This is a genomic window from Arthrobacter sp. 179 (assembly GCF_052379645.1).
Classification (GTDB): Bacteria; Actinomycetota; Actinomycetes; order Actinomycetales; family Micrococcaceae; genus Arthrobacter_H.
Window position 1 is genome coordinate 19,423 of sequence record NZ_JBQSYU010000002.1, and the last position, 26,182, is coordinate 45,604.

General features: G+C 67.0%; 24 protein-coding genes. 20 read left to right on the top strand and 4 right to left on the bottom strand.

Annotation, left to right across the window (positions count from 1 at the left end; all coding sequences use genetic code 11):
- Positions 1-7 precede the first annotated feature (7 nt).
- Complete coding sequence (locus tag ACT3UE_RS01755; RefSeq protein ID WP_444566126.1) at positions 8-1,252, bottom strand: class I SAM-dependent methyltransferase; 1,245 nt, start codon at positions 1,250-1,252, stop codon at positions 8-10.
- A 210-nt stretch (positions 1,253-1,462) separates the two neighbouring features.
- Here ACT3UE_RS01755 and ACT3UE_RS01760 point away from each other — a divergent pair, with 210 nt between their 5' ends.
- The 14 genes from ACT3UE_RS01760 to ilvA all read left to right on the top strand — a co-directional run bounded on the left by ACT3UE_RS01760 (position 1,463) and on the right by ilvA (position 17,534).
- The gene (locus tag ACT3UE_RS01760) at positions 1,463-1,822 is read left to right on the top strand and encodes a DUF6507 family protein (protein ID WP_444566127.1); all 360 of its coding nucleotides are present in this window, start codon (positions 1,463-1,465) and stop codon (positions 1,820-1,822) included.
- A gap of 2 nt (positions 1,823-1,824) precedes the next feature.
- Positions 1,825-3,153 carry a hypothetical protein gene (locus ACT3UE_RS01765; protein ID WP_444566128.1) on the top strand — a complete coding sequence of 443 codons (1,329 nt, stop codon included), beginning with the start codon at positions 1,825-1,827 and terminating at the stop codon, positions 3,151-3,153.
- A 93-nt stretch (positions 3,154-3,246) separates the two neighbouring features.
- Positions 3,247-3,723: a hypothetical protein gene (locus tag ACT3UE_RS01770; RefSeq protein WP_444566129.1), complete on the top strand. Its 477-nt coding sequence runs from the start codon at positions 3,247-3,249 to the stop codon at positions 3,721-3,723.
- Positions 3,720-5,021 (top strand): hypothetical protein, encoded by a 1,302-nt coding sequence (locus tag ACT3UE_RS01775; protein ID WP_444566130.1) that lies wholly within the window; start codon positions 3,720-3,722, stop codon positions 5,019-5,021. Before ACT3UE_RS01770 ends, ACT3UE_RS01775 begins: the two co-directional genes overlap by 4 nt.
- 87 nt (positions 5,022-5,108) lie before the next feature.
- Complete coding sequence (locus tag ACT3UE_RS01780) at positions 5,109-5,600, top strand: hypothetical protein (protein WP_444566131.1); 492 nt, start codon at positions 5,109-5,111, stop codon at positions 5,598-5,600.
- A 213-nt stretch (positions 5,601-5,813) separates the two neighbouring features.
- Positions 5,814-6,110, top strand: coding sequence for a co-chaperone GroES (gene groES / locus ACT3UE_RS01785; RefSeq protein ID WP_087000407.1), 297 nt, complete (start codon positions 5,814-5,816; stop codon positions 6,108-6,110).
- Positions 6,111-6,175: 65 nt separating this feature from the next.
- Positions 6,176-7,783, top strand: coding sequence for a chaperonin GroEL (gene groL, locus ACT3UE_RS01790; protein ID WP_444566132.1), 1,608 nt, complete (start codon positions 6,176-6,178; stop codon positions 7,781-7,783).
- Between the two features lie 218 nt (positions 7,784-8,001).
- On the top strand, positions 8,002-10,143 hold the full coding sequence (locus tag ACT3UE_RS01795; RefSeq protein ID WP_444566133.1) for an acyltransferase family protein: 2,142 nt from the start codon (positions 8,002-8,004) through the stop codon (positions 10,141-10,143).
- 113 nt (positions 10,144-10,256) lie between these two features.
- On the top strand, positions 10,257-11,762 hold the full coding sequence (guaB, locus tag ACT3UE_RS01800; protein ID WP_444566134.1) for an IMP dehydrogenase: 1,506 nt from the start codon (positions 10,257-10,259) through the stop codon (positions 11,760-11,762).
- A 4-nt stretch (positions 11,763-11,766) separates the two neighbouring features.
- Positions 11,767-13,050: a DUF4872 domain-containing protein gene (locus ACT3UE_RS01805; protein ID WP_444566135.1), complete on the top strand. Its 1,284-nt coding sequence runs from the start codon at positions 11,767-11,769 to the stop codon at positions 13,048-13,050.
- A 133-nt stretch (positions 13,051-13,183) separates the two neighbouring features.
- The gene (locus ACT3UE_RS01810; protein WP_444566136.1) at positions 13,184-13,996 is read left to right on the top strand and encodes a Bax inhibitor-1/YccA family protein; all 813 of its coding nucleotides are present in this window, start codon (positions 13,184-13,186) and stop codon (positions 13,994-13,996) included.
- Positions 13,997-14,116: 120 nt separating this feature from the next.
- Positions 14,117-15,034, top strand: coding sequence for an aldose 1-epimerase family protein (locus tag ACT3UE_RS01815; RefSeq protein ID WP_444566137.1), 918 nt, complete (start codon positions 14,117-14,119; stop codon positions 15,032-15,034).
- Complete coding sequence (locus ACT3UE_RS01820; protein ID WP_444566138.1) at positions 15,025-16,236, top strand: AI-2E family transporter; 1,212 nt, start codon at positions 15,025-15,027, stop codon at positions 16,234-16,236. The genes ACT3UE_RS01815 and ACT3UE_RS01820 overlap by 10 nt, the downstream gene beginning before the upstream one ends.
- 26 nt (positions 16,237-16,262) lie before the next feature.
- Positions 16,263-17,534 carry a threonine ammonia-lyase gene (gene ilvA, locus ACT3UE_RS01825; protein ID WP_444566139.1) on the top strand — a complete coding sequence of 424 codons (1,272 nt, stop codon included), beginning with the start codon at positions 16,263-16,265 and terminating at the stop codon, positions 17,532-17,534.
- A gap of 115 nt (positions 17,535-17,649) precedes the next feature.
- Here the strand turns inward: ilvA and greA are convergent, their stop codons facing one another.
- Both greA and ACT3UE_RS01835 read right to left on the bottom strand, forming a co-directional pair.
- Complete coding sequence (greA, locus tag ACT3UE_RS01830) at positions 17,650-18,141, bottom strand: transcription elongation factor GreA (RefSeq protein WP_444566140.1); 492 nt, start codon at positions 18,139-18,141, stop codon at positions 17,650-17,652.
- A gap of 215 nt (positions 18,142-18,356) precedes the next feature.
- Complete coding sequence (locus ACT3UE_RS01835; RefSeq protein WP_444566141.1) at positions 18,357-18,800, bottom strand: DUF4307 domain-containing protein; 444 nt, start codon at positions 18,798-18,800, stop codon at positions 18,357-18,359.
- A gap of 47 nt (positions 18,801-18,847) precedes the next feature.
- Between ACT3UE_RS01835 and mca the strand changes: the two genes are divergently transcribed.
- The 3 genes from mca to ACT3UE_RS01850 all read left to right on the top strand — a co-directional run bounded on the left by mca (position 18,848) and on the right by ACT3UE_RS01850 (position 21,633).
- On the top strand, positions 18,848-19,789 hold the full coding sequence (gene mca, locus ACT3UE_RS01840; protein WP_444566142.1) for a mycothiol conjugate amidase Mca: 942 nt from the start codon (positions 18,848-18,850) through the stop codon (positions 19,787-19,789).
- A 74-nt stretch (positions 19,790-19,863) separates the two neighbouring features.
- Positions 19,864-20,217, top strand: a complete 354-nt coding sequence (locus ACT3UE_RS01845; RefSeq protein ID WP_444566143.1) for a hypothetical protein — start codon at positions 19,864-19,866, stop codon at positions 20,215-20,217.
- 132 nt (positions 20,218-20,349) lie between these two features.
- A complete protein-coding gene (locus ACT3UE_RS01850; RefSeq protein ID WP_444566236.1) occupies positions 20,350-21,633 on the top strand; it encodes a dicarboxylate/amino acid:cation symporter in 1,284 nt (427 codons plus the stop codon).
- Between the two features lie 125 nt (positions 21,634-21,758).
- Here the strand turns inward: ACT3UE_RS01850 and ACT3UE_RS01855 are convergent, their stop codons facing one another.
- Entirely contained in the window at positions 21,759-22,490 is a 732-nt protein-coding gene (locus ACT3UE_RS01855) for a DUF2249 domain-containing protein (protein WP_444566144.1), read from the bottom strand.
- Positions 22,491-22,555: 65 nt separating this feature from the next.
- Between ACT3UE_RS01855 and ACT3UE_RS01860 the strand changes: the two genes are divergently transcribed.
- Genes ACT3UE_RS01860 through ACT3UE_RS01870 form a run of 3 tightly spaced genes read left to right on the top strand, consistent with a single transcriptional unit; the run spans position 22,556 to position 26,177 of the window.
- Positions 22,556-23,281, top strand: coding sequence for a helix-turn-helix transcriptional regulator (locus ACT3UE_RS01860; RefSeq protein WP_444566145.1), 726 nt, complete (start codon positions 22,556-22,558; stop codon positions 23,279-23,281).
- Positions 23,278-24,441: a hypothetical protein gene (locus ACT3UE_RS01865; protein ID WP_444566146.1), complete on the top strand. Its 1,164-nt coding sequence runs from the start codon at positions 23,278-23,280 to the stop codon at positions 24,439-24,441. Before ACT3UE_RS01860 ends, ACT3UE_RS01865 begins: the two co-directional genes overlap by 4 nt.
- Positions 24,438-26,177: a cupredoxin domain-containing protein gene (locus ACT3UE_RS01870; RefSeq protein WP_444566147.1), complete on the top strand. Its 1,740-nt coding sequence runs from the start codon at positions 24,438-24,440 to the stop codon at positions 26,175-26,177. Before ACT3UE_RS01865 ends, ACT3UE_RS01870 begins: the two co-directional genes overlap by 4 nt.
- Positions 26,178-26,182 lie beyond the last annotated feature (5 nt).

The following is a 26,182-nucleotide window of genomic DNA, read 5'->3' on the forward strand; positions in this document are numbered from 1 at the left end:
GGCAACCTCAGAGAGGCTTGACCTCGATGGCCACGCGGCGATCGCCGATCCTCGTGAGGACCAGGGTCGCCCGGCGCCTGGCCTTCTTGCCCACCCCGGCCAACAGCATCTTGCGTAGTTCCTCCGGCGCAACATCGAGCCCGCGCTTCTTGATGTCCAGCACGCCGATCCCTTCGGATTTGGCCCACATGCGCAACGCCTTGACGTTATAAGGATGGACCCGCAGCACTTCGTAGGCCCGGGCAAAGGGGGTCTGTACGTGTTCAGGGGCGCAGAAGTACGCAATATGCGGGTCCACCAGGTGGCCGCCGACCTGCTCAAGCGCCTCGGCCACCAGTCCGGCCCGGATCACCGCTCCATCGGGTTCGTAGAGGTAGCCTTCGATGTCGCCGACGGGAACCTCACCGCGCAATGAAGCCCCGGCGTCGTGGTCCGTGGACGAAGTCAGTTCGTGGGAACCCCCGGGGCCCAGCACCAGGGAGGCCCGGCGGATTCCGGCCCGGGCCAGGGGGCCGAACCAGAGTGTGACCTCGGTGACATCGCCGTTGACCGAGACCCACTGGGCTTCGCAGGTGGCCGGCAGGGATTCGTGGGGGATCCCAGGGCCGAGCTTCACCCCGACGGGCAGCCCGCGGTCGGCCAACGCTTCGACGTGGGACAACGGTGGGCTGAACGCCTCGGGATCAAACAGTCGGGAGGTTCCTGACGTCGAGGTGGTGCGTCGTGCCGGGTCCAGCCAGACGGCGTCGAAGCCCTCCAGATCGAAGCCGGTGGCATCCGTGTTGACCACGCGGGCATTGGGCCAGGGCATGAGGTTCACCGTGGCCGCTGCCGCGGTGGTCTCATCGAGTTCGACGGCGGTGACGTCCAGTTCCAGCGAGGCCATGGCCATCGAGTCGACGCCCAGCCCGCAACCAAGGTCGGCCACCTTCGAGAATCCGGCACCCACGAACCGCTGGGCATGCAGGGCGGCGATATTGAGCCGGGTGGCCTGTTCGAGCCCGGCGCGGGTGAAGATCATATGTTCGGCGAACGGTCCCAGCTTGGCGGTCCCCTGGGCGCGGAGACGGGCCTGGTGCACGACGGCGGTGACCAGTTCGGCCTCGTGCCCCTCCTTGCGCAGGCGCAGGTTCAGTTCCAACGCCTCTTGGTCGGTGGTCGCGGCGTCGGCGGGCAGGGAATTGAGCAGACCGAAACCCTCGGGGGAGAGGATGGTGGCAAGGTTTTCCGAGGCAGGAGCGGGGGAAGGCATGGAAACCAGCCTAGTCGCCGGTTGCCTCGTCCGATCGCGTTCAAGAAGGGTAGTGGGGTCGACGAGTCAACTGTGCTCGGTGCGCGCCATGGGGAGTTCTCCCCATGGCGTGGCCGCAGGAGGTGCGGATATCTTGGTGGCTGAGTAAGTTCGGGGACCGGCTGAGAACTCGGATGGTTGCCGGTATCAGGAGTAGAGGGGCAGATTCAGATGAGCGGTGTGCACGGGTACGAGATTGTCCCGGCGACGGTGCGCGGCGCGTTGCGACAAGTCAGAAGTGAACGGGAGGACCTGGATACTCAGCGCGAGGCACTTTTGGGACGGATGGAAGACCTGATGGAAGCGGCGAAGATGCGGGCCGTTACTACCGCTTTGTCCTCGGTCTGGAACGATATGATCGCGATGCAGGCGGAAGCGGCAGGGACACGCATCGACAATGCGGTCACCGGCATGGAGGAATCGGTACAGGCCTTCGAACAAGGCGATGCCACGATGATGGACAGCGCACAAGGATCAATGCAGCAGAGTGTTGTTTTGGACATCGACGACGCACTGACCGTGGAGGAATAGGTATGGTCATTGACGCGACCGGGCTTGAGGGCTGGCCGGAGCCCGCAACTATCGACTCTGCTGCTTCGGCTGTCGCCAAGAAGGGCAAGGACCTCTGCGAAAAGGTGGAGGATTGCGAGACCGCGTGGAAAGGCTTGTACCCGGGGTTCACCACGAAACCCGAGACGGCGCAGGAAAAGGTCAGAGAGTTATTTGACCTGATCACGACCCACGGTGCGGCAGTCAAGGGTGCCACGTCCCTCGTCAAGGATGCCACGGAGGACTTCGCGTCGAAGATCCGCGAGTTGGAAACCCGCAAGACGGAGGCCCGTCTGCGCATCTCCGAACACGATAAACTCGTGGCCGCGGGAACGGAGGTCACCGCAGGCATCTACACGACGGACATGGTTCAGGAATACGTCAATATCCTCGTGGGAGACTTGGTGAAGGCGGCAGAGAACTGTTCCTCCACGCTGGAAGGCATCGACGGACAGGCCATTGAAAGCGCCGGGTTGTTGAAACCGGAATTGGGCGCGGGTGACTACGTCACCATGGCCGCCTGGACGACCTTCGACTCGGTCATTTACAACTACACGGTCCCCACCGCAGTCAGGATTCCCTTGTGGGACTACAGCACCACGGCCCCGAGCGCCGATTGGGTGGGCGACGTCGACGGCAATATCACTCGGGCACCATTCATCACCGGACCAGAACAGGTGGGGTCACGGGTAGAAATCCAGGACGTTGAGCATACCGGGACCAAGAAGGCTTGGACCGGCATGCGGACTCCCATCAACCAGTGGGCCTATGAGCGCTTTGATTGGTACAAGAACCGGGTCGATACCCATTCCACCCTCTATACCCAGGGTGGGCCTCGTTTCTGGGACGTGAAGGGACGGATCCTCGACTTCGAAGATGCGATGCGCAATGGTGGCAAGCTCACCAAGGCCCTGCGTGTGGCCGGACCGATTGCCACCGTTGCCACGATAGGACTCACCTATAAGGGCGAGTATGACCAGGCCGCGGCCGAGCTGGCCGCAGACCACCCTGATTGGACCGAGGACGAAATTTCAGCCCGAGCCCGCGAAATGGCTGGTGTCCAGGGAACGGTCCAGGTTGGTCTGGACATTGGTGCCGGGATGGCGGGCGCTGCGATCGGCACCGCGATCGGTGGCCCCGTGGGCACCGTGATCGGTTTCGGCGTCGGCATCGGCCTCAGTTGGGTCTTGAACGAATCCGGAATCGGGGATGGAATCAAGAACGTCGTCCAAGACATCTGGGATGGTGGCAAGGATCTCGTCGAGGGCGCAGGAGATAAGATCAGCGACGCGTGGAACTCGGTGTTCGGATAGCCTGTAGCCCGTCCGAGGAGGCGGGTAGCCCGGATCCAGAGCGTGGTCCGGCCACGTTGCCGACCGGCGGAACGAACGACAAGGAGACCACAAATGACCGCAGAACAATGGGCCCCCTGGGTGTCCTTCGTGTTCGGGCTGCTCAATTTCATCGCCGGGATCCTGGCTTACCGTGGCCGATACCAGGCCTGGCTGATGCTCAAGGGTTCCTTGATGCCCGGCTGGCCCGGACTGGCTTCCTTGTATCTCGGGGTGGCCTTCATGCTGATCGGCGTGGGGCCCCTGGTCCTGGGGTACGCGCCGCCCTTGCTCCAGCTGGCACATTTCTTCCTGTTATTTCCCAGTCTGGTCGTGGGCATCATCGCGGTATTCTGGCTGCCCTCCTTCATGCTTCCTGCCTGGATCAAGGAAACCCGCAGAAGAATACGAGCAGGCGAGGACCGGCTCTCCCAGGCACTCGCTCCTGGTGGTGCACTTCATGGCCGCCTCGGCGTCGACGCCCGGCACCACAACGGGGGACACGGTGGGCCCCGGGCTGCGAAACCCGATGCCGACGGAAGGAACCGATGAATACCGACACCACGAAGGGGAGGTGGCGCCGGGAAAATCATCAGACCGTCAACCTGCCCTGCCCGATCGAATGGGTCAGGCTCGCCGGGAAGACCGACGCCATGGTGTTGGCCCATCCCGAGGTCTCCCTAGATACGTTCCGGCCGAACATCGTGGTGCGCAGCCATCCGACATCCGGTTCTCTTCCGGCACTGGGCGCACAGTCGCTCGCCGGCATGCTGGGTGGGGTGCCCGGCTCCCATTGCATCGCACACGACCGCGGGGAGGTGGCTGATCGGCCTGCGCGTGGACAATTATTCACGTTCTCCACCGACGAACACACGGTACTGGTTGACCGCTGGTTGTTTTTCGCCGGGGCAAACGCCGTGGAAATCGCAGCCCACTACACCATGGAACAACAGGAGGACATTGCTCCGCTGTTCGCCGAGATCCTTGCCGGGGCGATCATCGATGACGCAGTAGCCGATGGGTCGATGCCCGAACCCCTGCGTGAACCGCCGCTGGACTCGTACCTCCAAGAAACCTCAGGAATCCGTGCCGAAGCCGTGGACCGGGTCTGCCGGATCCAGCCGTATCGACCGGCAGGCCCCGTGTTGACTGATGCGGCCTTCCGTCTGGTCATGGACCATGCCGGGCAGCGTCGGCTGGGGAAGATGCAGGTGATGGCCGCTGCCGGGGAATGTGCCGAACTAGTGGCCGTAGGACTCATGGAGCCTGACGGCACCTTCACCCGTGCCTTCGAGCTGTTGTCGGTTCCCCTAAATTCGGCCCGACGACGGTTTGTCATCGAAGGCCAGTACGGTACCCAAACCACCCAGCTTGATGCTTGGGCAGGGGGAGGAGGGGTGCTGGTGGCCTCGCGGCCCTCACACGCACAACTGGTGCTCGGTGAGACGGAAAGCGCCGTCCCGTCGGGGGCCGTACGCCTGGACGTGATTCGTGAGGGCAGCCTGCCCGGTGCCATCGCTGCCTGGGCCGGCCTGGGGCCCGCGTGGAGCGTGCTGGGAACCGTGGACCAGGTTCCCATGGGGGCCTTTGAAAACCGGGTTGAGGGTTCCGGGGCCCCGCCTGCGGGAGCGGATCGCGCTTTGGAGAGAGCATGGGCCGAACCTTGGTTCGTGTGGCGCTTTCGGATGCCGGATCTGGACATGGAACGGGCGTGGCTTAATGCCGGGGGTGCCGGACACTTTGCGATTGGCCGCTCCCCGGAAGGGACCATGAAGGTCCAGGCAACGCCTTCGGCACATGTCTGGAAAACCATGAGCCAGGAGATCGGGTTGGCTCTTCAACTTCACTAGCTTCCTCAAGGTCCGGGGGCGGCGAACTCCGGATTGTGCTGCGGTACGCTGCGTCCGGAGAAACAGAGAACGACGAGGAAGTGGACGATGTCAGCTGAAGAATGGTCGCCGTGGGTGGCAGCAGCGTTCGGGCTGGTCAACCTGATCGCCGGAATCCAGGCCTATCGTGGCCGATACCAGGCGTGGCTGCTACTCAAAGGCGGTCTGTTCCCGGGCTGGCCGGGACTGGCATCCCTATATCTCGGGGTGGCGTTCACCCTGGTGAGCGTCTCGCCGCTGGTGCTGGACAATGGGTCACCGCTACTCATATTAGCCATCTTTTTCACGCTGTTCCCCTCCTTGGGGATAGGCATCATCGCGATGTTCTGGTTGCCCTCGTTCATGCTTCCCGCCTGGATCAAGGAAACCCGCAGGAAAATACGGGCAGGGGAGGACCAGTACTCACGGGACATGCGTCCTGGCGGTGCCCTGTATCGTCGCCTCGGCGTCGATCCCCGATACCAGCCCGGGGGAAGCGAGGGGCCGCCCCTGGAGAATACCGATGGCGAACGCCCGACCGTGATCCGCCGCGAAGACTAGACCGGCACCGTCCCACCCGATGGAAGGCCTGCCGCCGTCGCACGATTTGGCACTCGCCTTGACCGAGTGCCAGCGACCTCATAGAGTCTGTATTAGCACTCGAAGTCATCGGGTGCTAAAGCCTGAGGTACTTGCCAGCTGGCACCGCGACGACGGTTGGTACACCCCAACGGCCCCGTAACCATTGGTAACTCACGCAAAGGAGAGATCCGCATGTCGGTCTCCATCAAGCCTCTCGAGGATCGCATCGTTGTTCAGCCGCTCGAGGCGGAACAGACCACGGCTTCCGGCCTGGTCATCCCTGACACCGCCAAGGAAAAGCCCCAGGAGGGCAAGGTCGTGGCAGTGGGCCCGGGACGCGTTGACGACAACGGCAACCGCGTTCCCGTCGATGTCGCCGAGGGCGACGTCGTCATCTACTCGAAGTACGGCGGCACCGAGGTCAAGGTCGGCGGCGCCGAGTACCTGGTCCTCTCCGCCCGCGACGTTCTGGCCATCGTCGTCAAGTAGTTCCCGAGCGTGAAGCCCCGGCCCCAGCGGCCGGGGCTTCGCGCGGTGAGCAAGGAGTAGCAAACATGGCAAAGCAGCTTTCATTCAACGACGACGCCCGCAAGGCGCTCGAGGCCGGCATCAACAAGCTGGCCGATACCGTCAAGGTCACGATCGGCCCGCGCGGTCGCAACGTGGTCCTGGACAAGAAGTGGGGAGCCCCCACGATCACCAACGACGGGGTGACCATCGCCCGCGAGATCGAGCTCGACGATTCCTATGAGGATCTCGGGGCCCAGCTCGCCAAGGAGGTCGCCACCAAGACCAACGACGTCGCCGGCGACGGAACCACCACCGCCACCGTGCTCGCCCAGGCCCTGGTCAAGGAAGGCCTGCGCAACGTCGCTGCCGGCGCGGCGCCGGGCGAGATCAAGCGTGGCATCGAGGCCGCGGTCCAGGCCGTGACCGCCCGTCTGGCAGAGAACGCCCGTCCCGTCGAAGGCGAGGACGTGGCCAACGTGGCCGCGATCTCCGCCCAGGACGACGAGATCGGCGAACTGCTGGCCAAGGCGTTCGGCACGGTCGGCGCCGAGGGTGTCATCACGATCGAGGAATCGAACACGACCTCGACCGAGATGAGCATCACCGAGGGCATGCAGTTCGACAAGGGCTACCTGTCCCCGCACTTCGTGACCGACCCGGAGCGTCAGGAGGCCGTCCTCGAGGACGCCATGATCCTGATCCACTCCGGCAAGATCTCTGCCGTGCAGGACTTCCTGCCGCTGCTGGAGAAGGTTCTGCAGGCCAATAAGCCGCTGTTCATCATTGCCGAGGACGTCGAGGGCGAAGCCCTGTCCACGCTGGTGGTCAACAAGCTGCGTGGCACGCTGGGCGTCGTGGCCATCAAGGCTCCGGGCTTCGGCGATCGCCGCAAGGCCATGATGCAGGACATCGCGATCCTCACCGGTGCCCAGGTCGTCTCCCAGGACCTCGGCCTGAAGCTGGACCAGGTCGGCACCGAGGTTCTCGGTTCCGCCCGCCGCATCACGGTCACCAAGGACAACACCACGATCGTCGATGGCTACGGAGACACCGCGGATGTCGATGATCGGGTGGCGCAGCTCAAGGCTGAAATCGGACGCACCGATTCCGAGTGGGACAAGGAAAAGCTCCAGGAACGCCTGGCCAAGCTCTCCGGCGGCATCGGCGTGATCCGTGTCGGCGCTGCTACCGAGGTCGAGCTCAAGGAACGCAAGCACCGCATCGAAGACGCCGTCTCCGCCACGCGTGCCGCGATCCAGGAGGGCATTGTCGCCGGTGGCGGTACCGCCCTGGTCGATGCGCTCTCCGTGCTCGACACCGACCAGAACGTGGCCGCCCTCGAAGGTGATGCCGCCGCCGCGGTGGGCATCGTCCGCCGTGCGCTGGTCCAGCCGTTGCGCTGGATCGCCCAGAACGCCGGCTTCGATGGCTACGTCGTGGCGAACCATGTCTCCGAGTCCGCAGTGAACTCCGGCTTCAACGCCAAGACGGGTCAGTACGAGGACCTGCTGGCCGCCGGTGTCATCGACCCGGTGAAGGTCACACGCTCGGCACTGCAGAACGCCGCTTCGATCGCCGCCCTGGTGCTCACGACCGAGACCCTGGTCGCCGAGAAGCAGGAAGACGAAGACAGCGACGCCCATCAGCACTAGGTTGTCGTAGGACGAATGACCCTCTCCCCGCGCCGTGGTGCGGTGGGAGGGTCATTCACGTTAAGCGCCCGGGCCGCTCCGTGCCGGGGATGCGGGGTTTTGACCGGGTCCGCATGAGTAGTAACGGTTCGGTAACGACGGGCTGCTAAAATGGCTGACGTTGGGCCGGGAAGGGCCCCGTTGGATGCCAGCTACCAGCCACAGGAAGGGGACCAGCCATGTCCGAGCCTCCCCGTGGCCCGGGCGGCACCGCCACCCCGTCGGCGGCGCGGACCCCGGAGGCAGCCCCGGCCGGACCGATCCCGGTCAAACCGCATTACCGCCCCGAGGTCCAGGGGCTGCGCGCCTTCGCGGTGCTCATGGTGGTCACCTATCACGTCTGGTTGGGCCGGGTCTCCGGCGGCGTGGACGTCTTCCTGCTGATCTCCGCGTTCCTGCTGACCTCCTCCTTCGCCTATAAGCTCTCCTCGGGGAAGCCCATCGGCTTGCTGCGGTATTGGCTACACCGGTTCAAATCGCTGCTGCCGGCCGCCGTCGTCGTCCTCCTGGCCGTCCTGGCAGGAACCGCGGCGCTGTTGCCGCGGACCCGGTGGGGAGAGGTCTTCGAACAGACCTGGTCGACCCTCTTCTACACGCAGAACTGGACCCTGGCGCGGGAATCGGTGGACTACTATGCCGAGAACCACGGCGCCGCCAGCCCCTTGCAGCACTTCTGGTCGTTGTCGATCCAGGGACAGGTCTTCATCCTCTGGCCGCTGCTCATCGGCGTTTCGGCCCTCCTCTGGAAACTGATCCGCAGGAGGCGCCCGCAGCTGGGGTTCGGCCCCGTCCTGGCGGTGGCCTTCGGCCTCGTCTTCGTCGGATCGTTGGCCTACTCGATCCACGTGACCTCCACCAGCCAGTCCTGGGCCTATTTCGACACCGGCGCCCGGTTGTGGGAGTTCGCCCTCGGGTCCCTGCTGGCCGTGCTCCTGCCCCATGCGGGGCAACTGCCGATGGTGGTGCGAGTCGTCTTGGGGTGGGCCGGACTGTTGGCCATGCTCTCCTGCGGCATCCTGTTGCAGGTCCAACAGCAGTTCCCCGGATACATCGCCCTCTGGCCGACCCTGTCCGCCGCGGCCATCATCATCGCCGGACGGACCGGGCATCCGTTCGGTGTCGATCGCCTGCTCGCGGCCCGCCCGTTGACCCGGCTGGGGGACCTCTCCTACGCGCTGTATCTGTGGCACTGGCCCCTCCTGGTGATCTACCTGTCGGTGAACCAGTTGAACGAGCCGGACTTCCTGGGAGGCCTCGGGGTGATCGGGCTGTCCCTGGGCCTGGCCTGGGCCACGACCCGGGTCGTCGAAACCCCGTTCCACGGCTGGGTCTGGCCCACGCTGCATCGCCGTCGGCTCGGCCTGGTGGTCGGACTGCTCGTGGCCATCGTCGCGATGCCGCTCAGCGGCTGGCAGGCACGGGTCGCCGCCGACGAAACCAGCGCCCGGGCCCAACCGAAGCAAGACAACCCCGGTGCCGCATCCTTGACGCCGGGCTTCGAAGCCACCGGGGACCCCGAGGCCATGGTGCGTCCACTGGCGACCCGGCTCTCGGGGGAGTGGGCCAACTACGGCGGCGAGTGCGGCCAGGGGTATGAACTGACCGATCCGGTCATGGAATTCTGCCAAATGGGCGGGGACCCGCAGACCGCCGAGAAGACGATCATCGTCCTGGGGGATTCGCACGCCCAGCACTGGACCAGCGCCCTGGACAAGGCGGCCCAAAGGAACAACTGGGCGTGGGTTCTCATCAACCGCAATGCCTGCCGTTTCGGTGCCGAGGATCCCAGCCGTGATGCCGAATGCAACGAATTCAACCAGGTGGCCACCGACTACGTGCTGGACCACGACGCCGATGCGGTGCTGACGCTGGGCACCCTGACCCAGGCCTATGCCTCCACCGACGAGCGCACCCCGGCCGACGAGGAGACCATCGTCCCCGGCTACGAAGAAGGAATCCGGCCCTTCCTCGCCCAGGGAAAACAGGTCATTGCGATGCGTGACACCCCCCGCTTCGGATTCGGGGTGCCCGAATGCGTGGACCTCAATGGGCCCGACTCGGAAAAATGCCAGGTCCCCCGGGATGAACTGATCGCCGTGGACTCCCCATTGGATGACCTTCGGGCCGAGGTCGACCGCGGCGACCTGCCGGGCGAACTGGATTTCCTGGACATGACCAGCGTGCTCTGCCCGGAGGGCACCTGCAGCCCCGTCATCGGCAACGTGCTCGTCTATCTCGACAAATCCCATCTGACCAAAACCTATGTGCGCTCCACCTCCGAGGTGTTCGAACGCCGGCTGAAATCGGGGCTGCACTGGTGAACGAAGCCCTCCGACGGGTTGCGTTGCACACACCGGCGGAGCCAAGGCGTGTCAGTCGGGCGCCGAAGGTCCTAGGATGTAAGCAATCCTCTGACGGCTTCGAAAGGTTCCCCGTGTCCGAGTTCAATCCCTTTGCCCTTGAAGGCCTCACCTACGACGACGTCCTGCTGCTGCCCGGGCCCACGGATGTCATCCCCTCGGAAGCGGATACGGCCACGCGGCTGACCAAGCGCATCACCATCAACATCCCGTTGCTCTCCGCGGCCATGGATACCGTCACCGAGGCCCCGATGGCGATCTCGCTGGCCCGTCAGGGCGGCATCGGCATCATCCACCGCAACCTCTCCATCGACGACCAGGCCCGCCAGGTCGACCAGGTCAAGCGCAGCGAATCCGGGATGATCACCGACCCGGTGACCATCAGTCCGGATGCCACGTTGCAGGAACTCGATGACCTCTGCGGGCACTACCGGGTCTCCGGACTGCCGGTCGTGGACGCTCAGAAGAAGCTGCTGGGCATCATCACCAACCGGGATACCCGGTTCATCCCCCTCGAGCAGTTCCTGACCACCAAGGTCTACGAGGCGATGACCGCGATGCCGTTGATCACCGCGCGCGTCGGGGTGCCCCGTGACGAGGTCATCGCGTTGTTGAGCAAGCACCGCATTGAGAAGCTCCCGCTGGTCGACGACGACGGCGTCCTGCAGGGCCTGATCACCGTCAAGGACTTCGACAAGGCCGAGCAGTACCCGCTGGCCACCAAGGACGACGAGGGGCGCCTGCGCGTCGGTGCCGCCGTCGGATTCTTCGGCGAAGGCTATGACCGTGCCATGGCACTGGTCGAGGCCGGGGTCGATGCCCTGGTCGTGGACACGGCCAACGGCCACAGCCAGGGCGTGCTGGACATGATCACCCGGTTGAAGAAGGACCCGGCAGCAGCCCACGTGGACGTCATCGGTGGCCAGGCGGCCACCCGTGAGGGGGCCCAGGCACTGATCGATGCCGGCGCCGATGCGATCAAGGTCGGGGTCGGTCCCGGTTCCATCTGCACCACCCGCATCGTCGCCGGGGTCGGCGTCCCGCAGATCACCGCCATCCATGAATCCGCCAAGGCCTCCATCCCCGCCGGCGTGCCGCTGATCGCCGATGGCGGTCTGCAGCATTCGGGTGATATCGGCAAGGCCCTGGTCGCCGGCGCCGATTCGGTGATGCTCGGTTCCCTGTTGGCCGGCACGGCCGAATCCCCGGGGGAACTGGTCTTCATGAACGGCAAGCAGTTCAAGGCCTACCGTGGCATGGGCTCCCTGGGGGCCATGCAGACCCGGGGGAAGAACACGTCCTTCTCGAAGGACCGCTACTTCCAGGCCGACGTCCCCTCGGATGAGAAGCTGATCCCCGAAGGCATCGAAGGCCAGGTCCCCTACCGCGGTCCGGTCGCCGCCGTCGCACACCAGCTGGTCGGCGGACTGCACCAGACCATGTTCTACGTCGGCGGCCGCACCATCGCCGACCTCAAGGAGCGCGGGAAGTTCGTGCGCATCACCGCGGCGGGGCTCAAGGAATCCCACCCCCACGACATCACCATGACCGTCGAAGCCCCGAACTACCGAACGCGCTGAGCCCGTGGCGCAGCCGAAGCAGCTCAAGAAGCTCACCCGCGACCGCATGGAACGCACGGGGGAGTCCTACACCACAGCCCGCAAGGCCATTCTCGATGGCCGCCCCGAACGCCCCTCGGCCCGCCCGGCTCCGGCCGGCACCCCGGGGCGCGCGGGAGGTCCGGCTGCCGGGCCGGGCCGGCCGGCGGCGGATCCGGATGAGTTGCCGGAGTATCCGGCACCGGCTGAGGTCACCCAGTACGACGCCGGTCTCTGGCACCGGGTGCTGACCCAGGCGGGGGTGGTCCACCCGTTGACCGGCCAGCCGCTCAGCGAGGCCCTGCTGGCCGGTCTGGCCGGGGGCATCGGCTTCATGGTCTTCGTCTTCGACGAGGAATCGAGTACGGCCGCCACGGTCGTCACCCGGGCCCATCCCGAGCCCTATACGGCGAACCTGCTGACCCGTAGCGGGGCGACCGTGCGTGAACAGAGGACCGGCAGCGCCCGGTTGGCCGCCCAGTACCTCGACGCGGGGCTGGACACCGGCCGAGCCGTCGTCGTCCGGGTCAGTCGGGTTTTGCTGCCGTGGGTGGACGCCGGCATCGCCGATGGGGACGAACCAGTGGATGTGGCGGTGCTCGGCGAACACGACGAGGGCGAGCTGATCATCGATGACGGCTCCGGGGAACTGCAACTCATCGACCCCGAATCCCTGGCCGCGGCCCGCAGTCGACCCAAGGCCCTGAAGAACTGGCAGGCTTGGATCCCGTCCACCGGCGGGCCCGACGCCGATGCCCTCAAGAAGAACATCCTCGAGGCCATTACCGAGACCACAGGACGGCTGCTGGGGACCCGTGAACTGCACGACATGCCCGAACACTTCGCCGCGAACGTGGGGATCGCCGGCCTGCGGACCTGGGCCGGGCAACTACGAGACACCACTTCCTCCCAAGGCTGGACCCGGCTGCTGGCCGGGCAGGGCCGGCTGACCTACGCCTTGGGCACGGTCGTCGGGTTCCTCACCGACGGACGCTACGGCGGCCCGGGCGGGCTGCGGGGGCTCTACGCCGACTTCCTGGACGAGGCCGCGGAACTGCCCGGTCTTGAACGTCTGGGCGCAGCCAGCCCCGGCTACCGGGAGTTGGCCGGGCAGTGGGACGAGCTGGCCGAAATGATCGATCCGGAGATCGAAGCGGAGGCGCGCAGCGCGCATTTCGCCGCACTCGCCGACCGGGTGGAGCCGCTGGCCGAGGCCGAGGAAAAAGCAGCCCGTCGACTCGTCGAGGTGCTGGCCACCCTCGGCGCGTAGGGCGCGTCCGGGAGGGAGCGGTACCGGCAGCGGGGGAGGCCGCAAAACCCGACGTCACTTCGGGGATCATTTTTGTCCGCCCGTGCGTTGTACCCAGTAGGATCAGTGAAAAGAACTTATAGAGGAGAACACCATGGCCCGTGGGGGCAACCCGATGTTCCAATCCAAGGCGTTCCGCGAGCAGATGCGGCCCGAGGGGAACACGACCACCAGTGACCAGCGCACTGCCGAGCCGATGAGCTCGCAGTCGCTGCAGGATCTCTACAACTCACCGTCCGCCTCCCCGGTCCAGACCGGGCGGCTGACCTATAACGACGTGGTCTCCAAGACCGTGCTGATGTGGGGCACCCTGGTGATCACCGCCGTCGTCGGCTGGCAGATGCCCGCGTTGATGCTCCCGGCCATGCTCATCGGCTTCGTGCTTGCCCTGGTCAACATCTTCAAGCGCGAACCCTCACCGGTGTTGATCATGCTCTACGCCGCCGCAGAAGGGGTGTTCCTCGGCGCGATCTCCGGGGTGTTGGATGCCATGTATGACGGCATCGCCGTCCAGGCGGTGCTCGCCACCTTCTCCGTCTTCGCCGTGACCTTGTTGCTCTACCGCTCGGGCAAGTACCGGGCGACCCCGAAGATGACCAAGATGTTCACCATCGCGATGGGCGCCTACCTGCTCTTCAGCCTGGTGAACCTGGGCCTGATGCTCTTCGGCGTCTCCGATTCCATGTTCGGCGTGCGCAGTGAGTACCCGCTGCTCGGCGTGGGCATCGGCATCCTGGCCGTCCTGTTGGCCACCTACTCGCTGGTGCTGGACTTCACCCAGATCCAGCGCGGAATCGAGCAGGGTGCCCCGGCGAAGTTCGCCTGGACCGCGGCCTTCGGCCTGACCGTGACCATGGTCTGGCTGTACATCGAGATCCTGCGCATCATCGCCATCCTGCGCAACTAGCTCGACCACGACCCAGGACGACGGCGGTGCCCCTTCAGGGTGCCGCCGTCGTCATGTATGCAGCACCCGGTTCGCCGCGGCGATATCGTAGGGGAACATCCAGCCAGGAAGGGAACAGCGATGAGTGGGACCACGGCCGCGCCCACGGGCCGGCAGTTCACGATCCGCGGCGGCGGGTCCGAAGCCGTCATCACCGAGCTGGCTGCCGCCCTGCGCCTCTACCGCCGCAACGGCATCGATCTGGCCCAGCCCTTCGGGGAGGACGAATTGCCGCCCTCGGGGTCCGGGATCCTGCTGGCGCCCTGGGGCAACCGGATCCGCGACGGGCGCTGGGAACTCGACGGGCGGACCCAGCAGCTGGATGTGACCGAGGTGGCCACCGGCAATGCCATTCACGGGCTGCTGCGCAATACCGGCTACCGGGTGGATGCCTCCAGCGAATCGTTGATCTGCCTGTCGGCCGAGATCTTCCCGCAGCATGGTTTCCCCTTCCGGATGACCCATACCGTGACCTACGCCCTCGACGCCGAAGGGGGGCTCTCGGTCACCCAGGATCTGCTGAACCACAGCGCACGCAGTGCGCCCGCGGCGCTGGGGGCCCACCCCTACCTGCGCCTGGGCGAGGTGCCCACCGAAGACCTGGTGCTCGGTGTCCAGGCCGACACCGCACTGGTGACCGACGAGCGACTCATCCCCACCGGCAGCACCCCGGTAGCCGGGGATACCGATCTACGCGCCGGCCGCCGGGTGGGGGATCTGCGCATCGACATCGGTCTGACCGGGCTGACCCTGCACGACGACGGGGTCCACCACCACCGGCTGACCGCACCGGATGGCCGGGCCGTCGGGGTCTGGGCCGATGCCGGCTTCGATTACGTCCAGGTGTTCGTCACCGAGGGCTATGCCGGCCAACCGTTGGCGGTGGCCATCGAACCGATGACAGCCCCGGCCAACGCCTTCAACTCGGGGGAGGGGCTGACCTGGTTGACGCAGCATGAGCATCTGATCGGTCGTTGGGGCATCGAATCATGGCTCTGAGCCCCGGGCCCGGACACCGCAACGTCACCGGGGACCTTCCCTATGGCGTGCGGATCGCCGCGGCCTGGAGCTGGCGGGTGGCCATCATCGTGGCGACGACCGGTCTGGTGCTGTGGTTGTTGAGCCACGTATCGTTGCTGGTGATCCCCTTGATGATCGCCGCCCTGCTGGCCGGGCTGCTGATGCCCGTGGTGAGGTTGCTCCGGCGCTGGAAGCTGCCCAACGGCCTGGCCACCGGGGTGACGATGCTGGTGTTCCTGGCCGTGATCACCACCTTGCTCTCGCTGGTGGGACGGACCATGGCCCGGGGCATGATGAGCCTGTGGCAACAGGCACTGGCCGGGGCCGCCCAGGTCCAGCACTGGCTCTCCTCCGGCCCGCTGCAGTTGAGCAACCAGGACCTGGACCGTTATCTCGACGGGGCGCTGACCCAACTGCAATCCAATAGCGACACGATCCTCAGCGGGGCCGTGTCCTGGGGCAGCGCCCTCGGACACGGGGCCGCCGGACTGCTGCTGGCCTTGTTCTCGCTGGTCTTCTTCCTGCTCGAAGGCGAACGCATCTGGGCCTTCGTGGTCGGGCTGATGCCGCGGCGGGCCCGGGCCGCCATCGACGGTGCCGGTCGCCGGGGCTGGATCAGCCTGGTCATCTACACCAGGGTGCAGCTCTTCGTCGCCTTCGTCGACGCCGTTGGCATCGGGGTCGGGGCCGCGATCCTCGGGGTCCCGCTGGCCTTCCCGCTGGGCGGACTCGTCTTCCTGGGCTCGTTCATCCCCATCATCGGCGCCTTGGCCACCGGCGCCCTGGCCGTCCTGCTGGCCCTGGTCGCCAACGGGTGGATCAACGCGCTGGTCATGCTGGCCGTCGTCCTGCTGGTCCAGCAGGCGGAATCCCATATCCTGCAGCCGCTGGTCATGGGCAGGGCGGTGAGCCTCCACCCCTTGGCCGTCGTCCTGGCCGTCACCGGCGGCACGCTCATTGCCGGTATCACCGGCGCCTTGTTCGCCGTGCCGGTCATGGCCGTGCTGAACACCATGATCCGCTATATTTCGGCGCGTGGCTGGGAAACCCCCGGCGCGTGGGCCGTGGATGGCGATCCACCCCCGGGCCCCGATGCGCCGTTCACGGCGCCGGCGGACCTGGACGGCGAAACCGATGCCGTCGTCTCGCCCGGGCCCCACACCGGAGAACCACCCCGGTGACCGACTCCCTTGATGAAAGCGTCCCCATGCAGCAGCCACCCGATACCACCACCCACCAGACTCTGCCCGTCACCCTGGCCGATATCGAAGCCGCCGCCGAACTCCTGGAGGGCGTCATCGCGCACACCCCGGTGGAGCATTCCCGGGCCCTGGGCACGTTGACCGGCAGCGATGTCTACCTCAAATGCGAGAACCTGCAGCGGGCCGGATCCTTCAAGGTCCGTGGCGCCTACGTGCGCATGGCCCGGCTGAGCGAGGCGGAGAAGGCCCGCGGCGTCGTGGCCGCCTCCGCGGGCAACCATGCCCAGGGTGTCGCCGTGGCGGCCGCCCGGCTGGGCATCGAGGCCCGGATCTACATGCCGTTGGGTGTCGCCCTGCCCAAGCTCACCGCGACCAAGGACCACGGCGCCGAAGTCATCCTGCACGGACACAACGTGGACGAGGCCCTGGCGGAGGCCCAACGCTATGCCGACTCCTCCGGGGCCGTGTTCGTTCACCCCTTCGACAACGCGGACATCATCGCCGGGCAGGGAACCATCGGGCTGGAACTGCTCGAACAACTGCCCGACGTCGACACCGTGCTCATGGGCGTCGGTGGCGGCGGACTGCTGGCCGGGGTGGCGACCGCGGTGAAGGCCAAGGCCCGCGAACAGGGCCGGGAGATCCGGGTCATCGGCGTCCAGGCCGAGAATGCGGCCTCCTACCCTCCGTCGCTGGCCGCCGACGCACTGGTGCCGTTGGAGAAGGTCTCCACGATCGCCGACGGCATCGCCGTGGGCCGTCCGGGCCAACTGCCGTTCTCGATCATCCGCGAACTGGTCGACGACGTCGTCACGGTCAGCGAGGATGCCCTGGCCAGGGCCCTGGTGTTCCTGCTCGAGCGTTCCAAGCTCGTGGTGGAACCCGCGGGGGCCGTCGGGGTCGCGGCCCTGTTGGAGGGCAAGTTGGCCGAACTGGGCATCGATTCCAAGCGCACCGCCGTCGTCCTCTCGGGGGGCAACATCGATCCGTTGCTGCTGCTCAAGGTGATCCAGCGCGGTCTGGCGGTCGCCGGACGCTACCTGACGGTGCGGATGATGCTTGATGACCGGGCGGGGGAGCTGGCCACGATTTCCCGGGTGATCGCCGAATCCGATGCGAACGTCACCGGGGTGGACCACACCCGGATCGGCGGTTCGTTGTCGATGGGCGATGTCGCGATCACCATCGACATGGAGACCAAGGGCCACCTGCATTCCGAACAAGTGCTGGACAACTTGCGGGCCGAGGGGTTCCAGCCGCTGATCATCACCACCTGAGCCCGTCCCCGGGGCTTAAGAGAAACAGCGGCCTGCATCTCCCGGAGGAGGTGCAGGCCGCTGGGCCCCCACCCGGCCGTCGGCCGATGGCCGCGGTCGGACTGGATGGTGGTGGCTAGCCGACGTAGGGCTTCGCGGAAATGATCTCGACCTCGATCGACTTGCCGTTCGGGGCGGTGTAGCTGAGCTTGTCGCCCACCTTCTTGCCGTGCACCGCGGCACCGATGGGTGCCTTTTCGCTGTAGACCTCCAGGCCCGAATCGCCGGCCACCTCGCGGCTGCCGAACAGGAACGTGGTCTTGTCGCCGGCGATGTTCGCCTCCACGAGCATGCCGGGCTCCACCACGCCGTCATCGGCCGGGGCGTCGCCGACTTCTGCTTTCTGCAGGAAGTCCGAGAGGTACTGGATGCGGGCCTCGGCTTTGCCCTGCTCCTCCTTGGCGGCGTGGTAGCCCCCATTTTCCTTCAGGTCGCCTTCAGAGCGGGCCTGCTCGATCTTGTCGACGATCTCAGCGCGGCCGGGACCCTGCAGGTGCTCGAGTTCAGCGGACAAGCGGTCGTGAGCCTCCTGGGTGAGCCAGAGAGCCGGTTCATTGTTGGTGGTCAACGTACTTCTCCTTGTAGTAAATGGGCCGGTCGGATGACCGGCCACCAAACTGCAGTGTTTGCCCCGCCCGAGGCGATGCAAGCAAAGACCCCGCCGTGCGTGATGAAGAACCGCGGTCCGTCACCAGGTCAAGGCGGGGTGGATCGTATGTGAACGATTTTAGCCATTATCGGGCGAAACCCCAAGTGGCGCATCCCCCGATGGTCATACTCGGGTCAGTCGACGACCCAACAGGTGGTCACCCCACCGGTCACCCCGAGTGATTCGGTGCGCAGGTCGAAGTCCTTGATGATCGTTTGTCGTCCGCTGCCCTCGGAGGCGTCAAACGTGACCGTCTCCCACCCGACCACAGCGTAGGACTCATTCATCACCCGCAGGTTGCAGGCCACCGTGTCCGAGGGTTTCTTCTCCAACTGGATGGTGACGTTGGCGCTGGTGTCGGAGGTGATGTCGAAGGCCACGTCCTTGCTGGAGTAGGGCTTGATGTTCCACCAGGCCACCACGCCGGCCGCGATGATCGCCAGGACCAGTCCCGCGACGATCATGACGATTTTGCGCCGCCGGCTCAGGCCGCGCTTGGGTGCGCCATAACGATTCGCTACGCTGGAAGGTGGCGCGTCGCCCGTTGAGGGAGGAGGCGCCGGCTGCTGGGTGTTCATCCCCACCAGTCTAGGTCTTTTCGCAGGACGGCAAATCGGCCGTCCTGATGGCATTGAGGAGCAAGCTCATCGTGGAAGAAGCCCGGGTCGTTCCCGTCCCGCCGTCAGAGGGTTTCCGGCTCCTAGCCGTCCATGCCCACCCGGATGACGAATCGAGCAAGGGCGCAGCCATGATGGCGGCCTACGCCTCCGCCGGCGCCCGGGTCATGGTGGCCTCCTGCACCGGTGGCGAACGCGGGGACATCCTCAACGCCTCCGCCGGGGAACTCGCCCACGCCCACCGGGACCTGGCCGGACTGCGCCGCAAGGAGATGGCCGAAGCCGCCGCCGCATTGGGCGTCGAGCACCGCTGGATCGGCTTCGTGGATTCGGGCCTACCCCAGGGGGATCCGCTGCCCCCACTGCCTTCCGGGTCCTTCGCCACGCAGAGCCTCGAACGCGCCGCCGCCCCGCTGGTGAAGCTGATCCGTGAGTTCCGTCCGCACGTGATGACCACCTACGACGAAAACGGCGGATACCCGCACCCGGACCACATCATGACCCACCGGGTGTCGGTCGAGGCCTTCGAGGCGGCGGCCGATCCCACGCGCTATCCCGAACTGGGCGAGCCGTGGGAGGTCTCCAAGCTCTACTACGACCGGGCCTTCAGCCCGGACCGCATCCGCACGCTGCACTATGCGATGGTCGAGAACGGCGTCGAATCCCCGTATGAAGAGCGGGTCAAGGCCTTCGAAGCACACCCCGACGAAGAGATGTTCCGCTGGGTCAGCCCCCATGAGACGACGACGCAGATCGCCTGCTCCGACTGCTTCGAGGCCCGCGACCGCGCCCTGCTGGCGCATCGGACGCAGATCGACCCGGAGGGCTTCTTCTTCGCCGTGCCCACCTGGATCTACGAAAAGTACTGGCCCTGGGAGGACTACACGCTGGTCACCTCCCGGGTCGAGGCCCCGACCCCGGAAACCGATCTTTTCGCCGGTCTACGCTAGGTCCGGCCTCGTCGGCCTCCCGGGTAGACTAGGCGGGCCGGTCAGCGCCGGTCCCCACCAAGAAAGAGCATCAAGTGAACCTGTTCTCCTCAGTGCTGGTCGCCGCCAGCTCCGCTCCGGCCGTCCCCACCGGAGACGCCGCCCGTGAGATCGGCCCGGGCTTCGCGGGGTTCGTGGCCACCGCAGCGATGGTCATCGTCGTGATCTTCCTGATCCGGGACATGACCCGGCGCATCCGCCGGGTCCGCTATGCCGGTACCGCCGAGGAACGCCAGAACGAACTGGTTGAACGCGGACGCGAACGCCAGGCGGCCAGCGACGAGTTCCCGCCCCGCAGCAACCCCGGACCCGATGGGAGCATCCGTTTCGGCGATGGGACCGAGGACCAGGGCGACGGCCCCGATCCGACCCGGGGACCGTCCCGCTAGACCGGGCCGGTCGACGCCCACCCGGGATTGGGTGATCCGTCCCACGGCGTCTAGCATGGCCGAGGCGTGGCCTGCGCCATAAGTGCGTCGTCGATTCCGGCGCGCGGCCCATCGGTTCCCCGGAGGATCATCATCAAGCTGCTCAAATCATTCCCGCTGCTCGGCTGGGTCGTCATCGCCATCGTGCTGGGCATCCTCACCGGGCCCGTGATGCCCGCCTGGCTCGGCGGGATCTTCATGACCTACAACTCGATCTTCTCGGGTTTCCTGGGGTTCATCGTCCCGTTGATCATTCTGGGGCTCGTCATGCCGGCGATCGCCGAACTCGGCCAGGGGGCCGGCAAATGGCTCGGGGTCACGGCCCTGATCGCCTACGGGTCCACGGTAGCGGCGGGACTGCTGGCCTACTTCGTCAGCCGCTGGCTGTTCACCCCGTCGCTGGCCGGAGGCGGTCTGGAAACCATCGGGGACGACTCCGGATCGGGCTTCAGCCCCTACCTCACGGTGGTGGCCAGCGCCGGGGACTCCGCCACGGAGATCGTCCTGGAACCGGTCATCGGGGTCATGAGCGCGCTCGTGCTCGCCTTCATCATCGGCATCGGCCTGACGGCGTTCCGCAGCAAGGTGCTCTTCCGCGGGGCCGTCGAGTTCCGCACGATCATCGAGATCGTGATCCGCCGCATCATCGTGCCGGCGCTGCCGTTGTTCATCTTCGGGATCTTCATGGACCTTTCGGCCAGCGGCACCGCGGTCACGGTCCTGACGAAGTTCCTGCTCGTGGCCCTGGTTTCCTTCGGCCTGACCTTCGTCGTGCTGCTGGCGCAGTATTCGGTTGCGGGAGGGATGACCGGGACCAACCCGTTGAAGGCCTTGTGGAATATGCGCGATGCCTACTTCACCGCGCTGGGCACCTCCTCCTCCGCCGCGACGATTCCGGTGACGCTGGCCTCGGCGAAGAAGAACAAGGTCTCGGACTCGATTGCCGGATTCGTCGTTCCGCTGTGTGCCACCATCCACCTCTCCGGGTCGATGGTGAAGATCACCTGCTTCTCGTTCGCGGTGCTGCTGCTCACGGGCGGTGAAACCAGCCTCGGGGCCTACCTGCCGTTCATCCTCATGCTGGGCGTCATGATGATCGCCGCCCCCGGGGTGCCCGGCGGAGCGATCGCCGCGGCGGCGGGGCTGCTCACGCAGATGCTGGGCTTCGGCGAGGCCGAGGTCGGACTCATGTTCGCCGCCTACATCGCCCTGGACAGCTTCGGCACGGCCACGAACGTGACCGGCGATGGGGCCATCGCGATGATCATGAACAAGCTCACCAGCGGCAACCTGGGCGCCCAGGGATTGGAGTCCTCCGCGGAGGACGCGGACATCGAACCGGACCGCGGGCTCGCGCCGCACCCCCTGGACCGCTAGCGCCTTCCGACGGCCGGTTGCCGCCCCGGGCGGCGTGAAAATGATTCCAGGCACTGCCGATACGCATCGGCAGTGCCTGGAATTTCTGGTCCGGCGGTGTTTCCGGGACGGGCCCGGCCGGGGGCTCAGCGGCGGATCATCGAGAGCTGGTAGGTCTCCGGGCCCTCTTCGATGTATTCCACCGCGAACTGGCCGGCGGCGCGTTGCTCCAACTGGGCCAACAGCGGCAGCGGGTTGTGGTTGGCGATCAGCAGGATGCCCCGCCCCGGGGCCAGTCCCTCCAGTGCGCCGAAGATCGTCGCATGGCGGATGGCATGCGGGATGACCCGGGTGTCCAACTCCGCCAGGCCCTCCTCGTCGTGGCCGCCGCAGGCGCATCCGCCGCCGGCCGGTGCCGCGCCCGCGGCTTCCTCGGCCCGCCCCTGGTCCGCGGAGTCGGGGGAGGGGGTGGACAGCTCGGCCAGCAGCTGGTCCAGGTCCACCTTCGGGGAGGAGGCCAGTACGGGGAGGGCTTCGGTGGACGCCATCTCCAGGGCCGTGACCGCTGCCTGGGCGGCAGCGCCGGCCCGGCCCTCCGACGGCTGCTCGGCGAGCCGGGTGGAGGCCGTGGTGGCCGCCGTCGTGGCGTGGTCCAACAACCGGGCCACCAGGGCCGTGTCGTTCGTGTTCCCCGCGGCGGCCAGGCCCCGGGTGAGGGTGCCCAGGCCGGGATCGATATCCGAACCCAGTGTCTGCTGCAGGGCCGCGGGATCCCCGGACTGGGAGGCCACCTTCGACGACCATTCGGCCAGTAGCTGTCGGATTGATTCGAGCGCTGCGGCCGAGGTGCGCGATGAGGCCAAAGTGAGGTTCTCCACGGTGTTCTCCTGGGTTGAGGGGAGGCGAATGGTGCCCTGACACGAACTTTACTACAATATATTCCGTGGTAAATAAAAATCCTGAAAACCCCGGCGCACGGCCCGTGAAGGGCCCCCGCCCGGCTGCCGTCGGGGAACCACAGGTCATGTCCCGGGCCCGTCGGGAGCTGCTCACCCGGTTGGCCGACCACGACGGGGCCTGCCCCGTCGATGAGCTGGCACGCTCCTGCGGCCAGCATCCCAACACCGTTCGCGAGCATCTCGAGGCCCTCGTCGCCTCCGGGCATGTGCTCCGGGTGCCCGCCCCGCAGCCGACCGGCCGGGGGCGCCCGGCCCGGCTCTACCGGGTCGCGGAGCAGGCCGCGGCTCCGGCGGCTGCCGCCACCTTGGCCTCGGTGCTCGCCGCCCAGTTGGCGACCCGTCCCGAGGCCCGGGCCGAAGGCGTCGCGGCAGGACGCGCCTGGGCGGCCTCGCTTCGGACCGGATCCCCCGATGCCGGCCGGGACGATCCGCCCAACGCGCAGACCGTCAGCGACGACATCGCCGGGGCGCTGACCGGCACCGGTTTCACCGCCGAGCGCTCCGCCGAGGACCCCGCGGTGCTGCGGCTGACCCGCTGCCCGCTGCTGGAGGCGGCCCGCGAGCACCCGGACGTCGTCTGCTCCGTCCACCTCGGATTGGTGCAGGGGCTGCTGGACGACGCCGGTGCCCCGGAAACACGGGCCCAGCTGCTGCCCTTCGCCGCCAGCGACGCCTGCCTGCTGCGCCTGGACCCCCCGGAGGCCTCGTGAGCCGGAGTACCGCCGTCCCGGTTCCGGCGACCCTGTTCCGCCGACCGGGAGTCCGGCTGCTCTTCCTGGCGCCCGGCGGAGCGGCGATGCTCCTGGGGCTGAATGCTGCGCTGCTCCTGCTGGGACTGCCGCATCTACCGTTCGGCCGGCACCTGGCCGCCAGCCACGGCATGCTGCTGGTGCTGGGATTCATCGGTACCGTCATCGCCCTGGAACGCTCCGTCGCCCTGGCCAGGCCCCTGGGCTACCTGGCACCGGCCCTGCTGGGGCTGGGGGGCCTGTCGCTGGTTTCGCCCCTGCCGCTGGAAGTGGGCAAGACCCTGCTGCTGGCCGGAAGCATCGGAATGCTCTGGGTCTACATCCCGTTATGGAGGCGCCAACGCGAGGCGGCGGTGCTCATCCAGATCCTCGGAGCCGTCTCCGCCGTCGCCGCCACGGCGCTCTGGCTGCGGATCGCCGATACCGCCCCGTTGCTGCCGTTGCTCGTGGTCTTCGTGGTCCTGACCATCGGTGGGGAACGGCTGGAGTTGGCCCGCATCCATATCCGCTCTGCCCTGGCGGAGCCCCTCCTGATGGGAATCTCGACCCTTTTGCTGGCCGCAGGCCTCGGTGCCGTTTTGTGGGCCGGGGCCGGGATGGTGTTGTTCGCCCTGGCGCTGGGGGCCATGGTGGTGTGGTTGCTGGTCTACGACGTCGCCCGGCATACGGTCCTGGCCACGGGTCTGCCGCGTTACATCGCCTGGTGCCTGCTGGTCGGCTATGGCTGGCTGGCCGTGGCAGCGGTCATCTTCCTCGTCGCCGGGCTGGGAGGGGGGACCCTCGGCGGGGCCGGCTATGACGCGGCGACCCACGCGGTGTTCCTGGGCTTCACCTTGTCCATGATCATGGCCCACGCCCCGGTGATCCTGCCCGCCGTGCTGCGCCGGCCGTTGCCGTACCGGCCGGTCCTGATCCTGCCGGCGGTACTGCTGCATGTCTCCCTGGCCCTGCGGGTCTTCGTCGCCGACGTCCTGGACGACGGGGCCACACGGCAATTCGCGGGGGTGCTGAACATCGTCGCCGTCGTCCTCTTCGCCGCCCTGGCCGCGGGACTGGTCATCTCCAGCAGCCGGGGCGCCCCCCGCACACCAGTGGCCCGAAAGGAGCCCGGCACCGCATGAAGATCCCCACGGTCCCCGGAGCCTCCTCCCCGGGATCGAAGCCGCCCCCCGGACCGGATCCGGCACGGTTCTCACGCGCCCAGTGGCATCTGCGCGCCAACGCGCCGATGCTCTTCTGGCTGATCGCACTGGTGGTCGTCGTCGCGGCCCACAGGTTCCTGCCGGTGGCGACCTGGCTGATGGTGCATCTGCTCCTGCTGGGGGCGATCGGCAACGCCATCATGGTCTGGAGTTCGCATTTCGCCCAGGCGCTGCTGAGGGGCCCGGATCATGGCCGCGTCTATCTGGCCTGGCGGCTGGCCGGGCTGAATGCTGGGGTCGTCGCCACCGTCGTGGGCATGGTCACCAACATCTGGGTGCTGGTGCTGATCGGCAGCATCCTGGTCGGTGCCGCCTTCGCCCTGCATGGGGTCTCCTTCGCCGTGCGGGCCGGCCGGGCCCTACCCTCGCGCTTCGGTGCCACGGTGAACTACTACATCGCCGCCAGCTGGTTGTTGCCCGTCGGCGCAGCGCTCGGTGCCGTGCTGGCCGCCGGATACGGAGGCGAGGTCCGCCAGCGTCTGCTGGTCGCCCACGCCGTGGTCAACGTCCTGGGGTTCGTGGGACTCACGGTGTTGGGCACCCTGGCCACCCTGCTGCCGACCATGCTGCGCACCCGGGTGGCCGAGGGGGCCGAATCCGCGGTGCGCCACGGCTGGATCCCGCTGGTGGGTGGCGTGGTGGTGGCCGGGGCCGGCGCCGGACTCGGGTGGATGTGGCTGGTTGCCGCGGGGCTGGTGGTCTACGTCGGAGGGATCATCCATGCGGCACTTCCGGTGACCCGGGCGATCCTGAGCAAACCACCGACGGATTTCGCCCCGCTGTCCGCGGCCGCATCACTGCTGTGGCTGACCGGTGCGGTCGCCGTCCTGGCCGTGATGGCCGGGAGGGGGCCCTCGTGGGAGACGCTCTACCAGCAGGTCCAGTCCGTGGTCCCGGCGCTCGCCGTCGGTTTCGCCTCCCAGGTGCTGCTCGGTGCCCTGAGCTATTTGCTGCCGGTGGTCCTCGGTGGCGGCCCCGCCGTCTTCAAGGCCCGCGCCGCGGTGTTCAATTCCGCCGCGGGGGCCCGGCTGGCGCTGTTGAACCTCGGCCTGGCGGTGGCGCTGCTGCCCGTTCCGAGCTGGGTCAAGGTCACCACCTCCACCCTGGTGTTGGTGGCCCTGGTGTGGTTCCTGGTCCTGGTGTTCAGGGGACTGCGGGCAGGACGTGCCCCGGCCGGGGCCCCACCGGCGCCCGCGACCGGTGAACGTCCCGGGAAACGATTGATGATGAGCGCGGTGGCCGGGGTGGCCGGCGTCGTCCTGGCGGTCGCGCTGGGCATCGTCGCCGACCCGGCAGCAGCCGGGATCGGGGCCGCTGGCTCCTCGGAGGCGGCCCCGGGGGCGGGGTCGGCCGAACCGGAGTCGACTGCCACCGGGCAGACCACCCGCGTGAAGATGTCGATGAAGGACATGCGCTTCACCCCGCACACCGTCCATGTTCCGGCCGGGGACCGGCTGGTCATCGACGTTCTCAACGAGGACGACAGGGTCCACGACCTGGTGACGGCCAACGGCGCCGAATCGGGCAGGGTCGCCCCCGGGGCCACCCGGGAGGTCGACGTCGGCGTGGTCACCGCCGATACCGACGGCTGGTGTTCACTGGCCGGGCACCGGCAAATGGGCATGGTGTTCACCATCATCGCCGATGGAGCCTAGGCCCC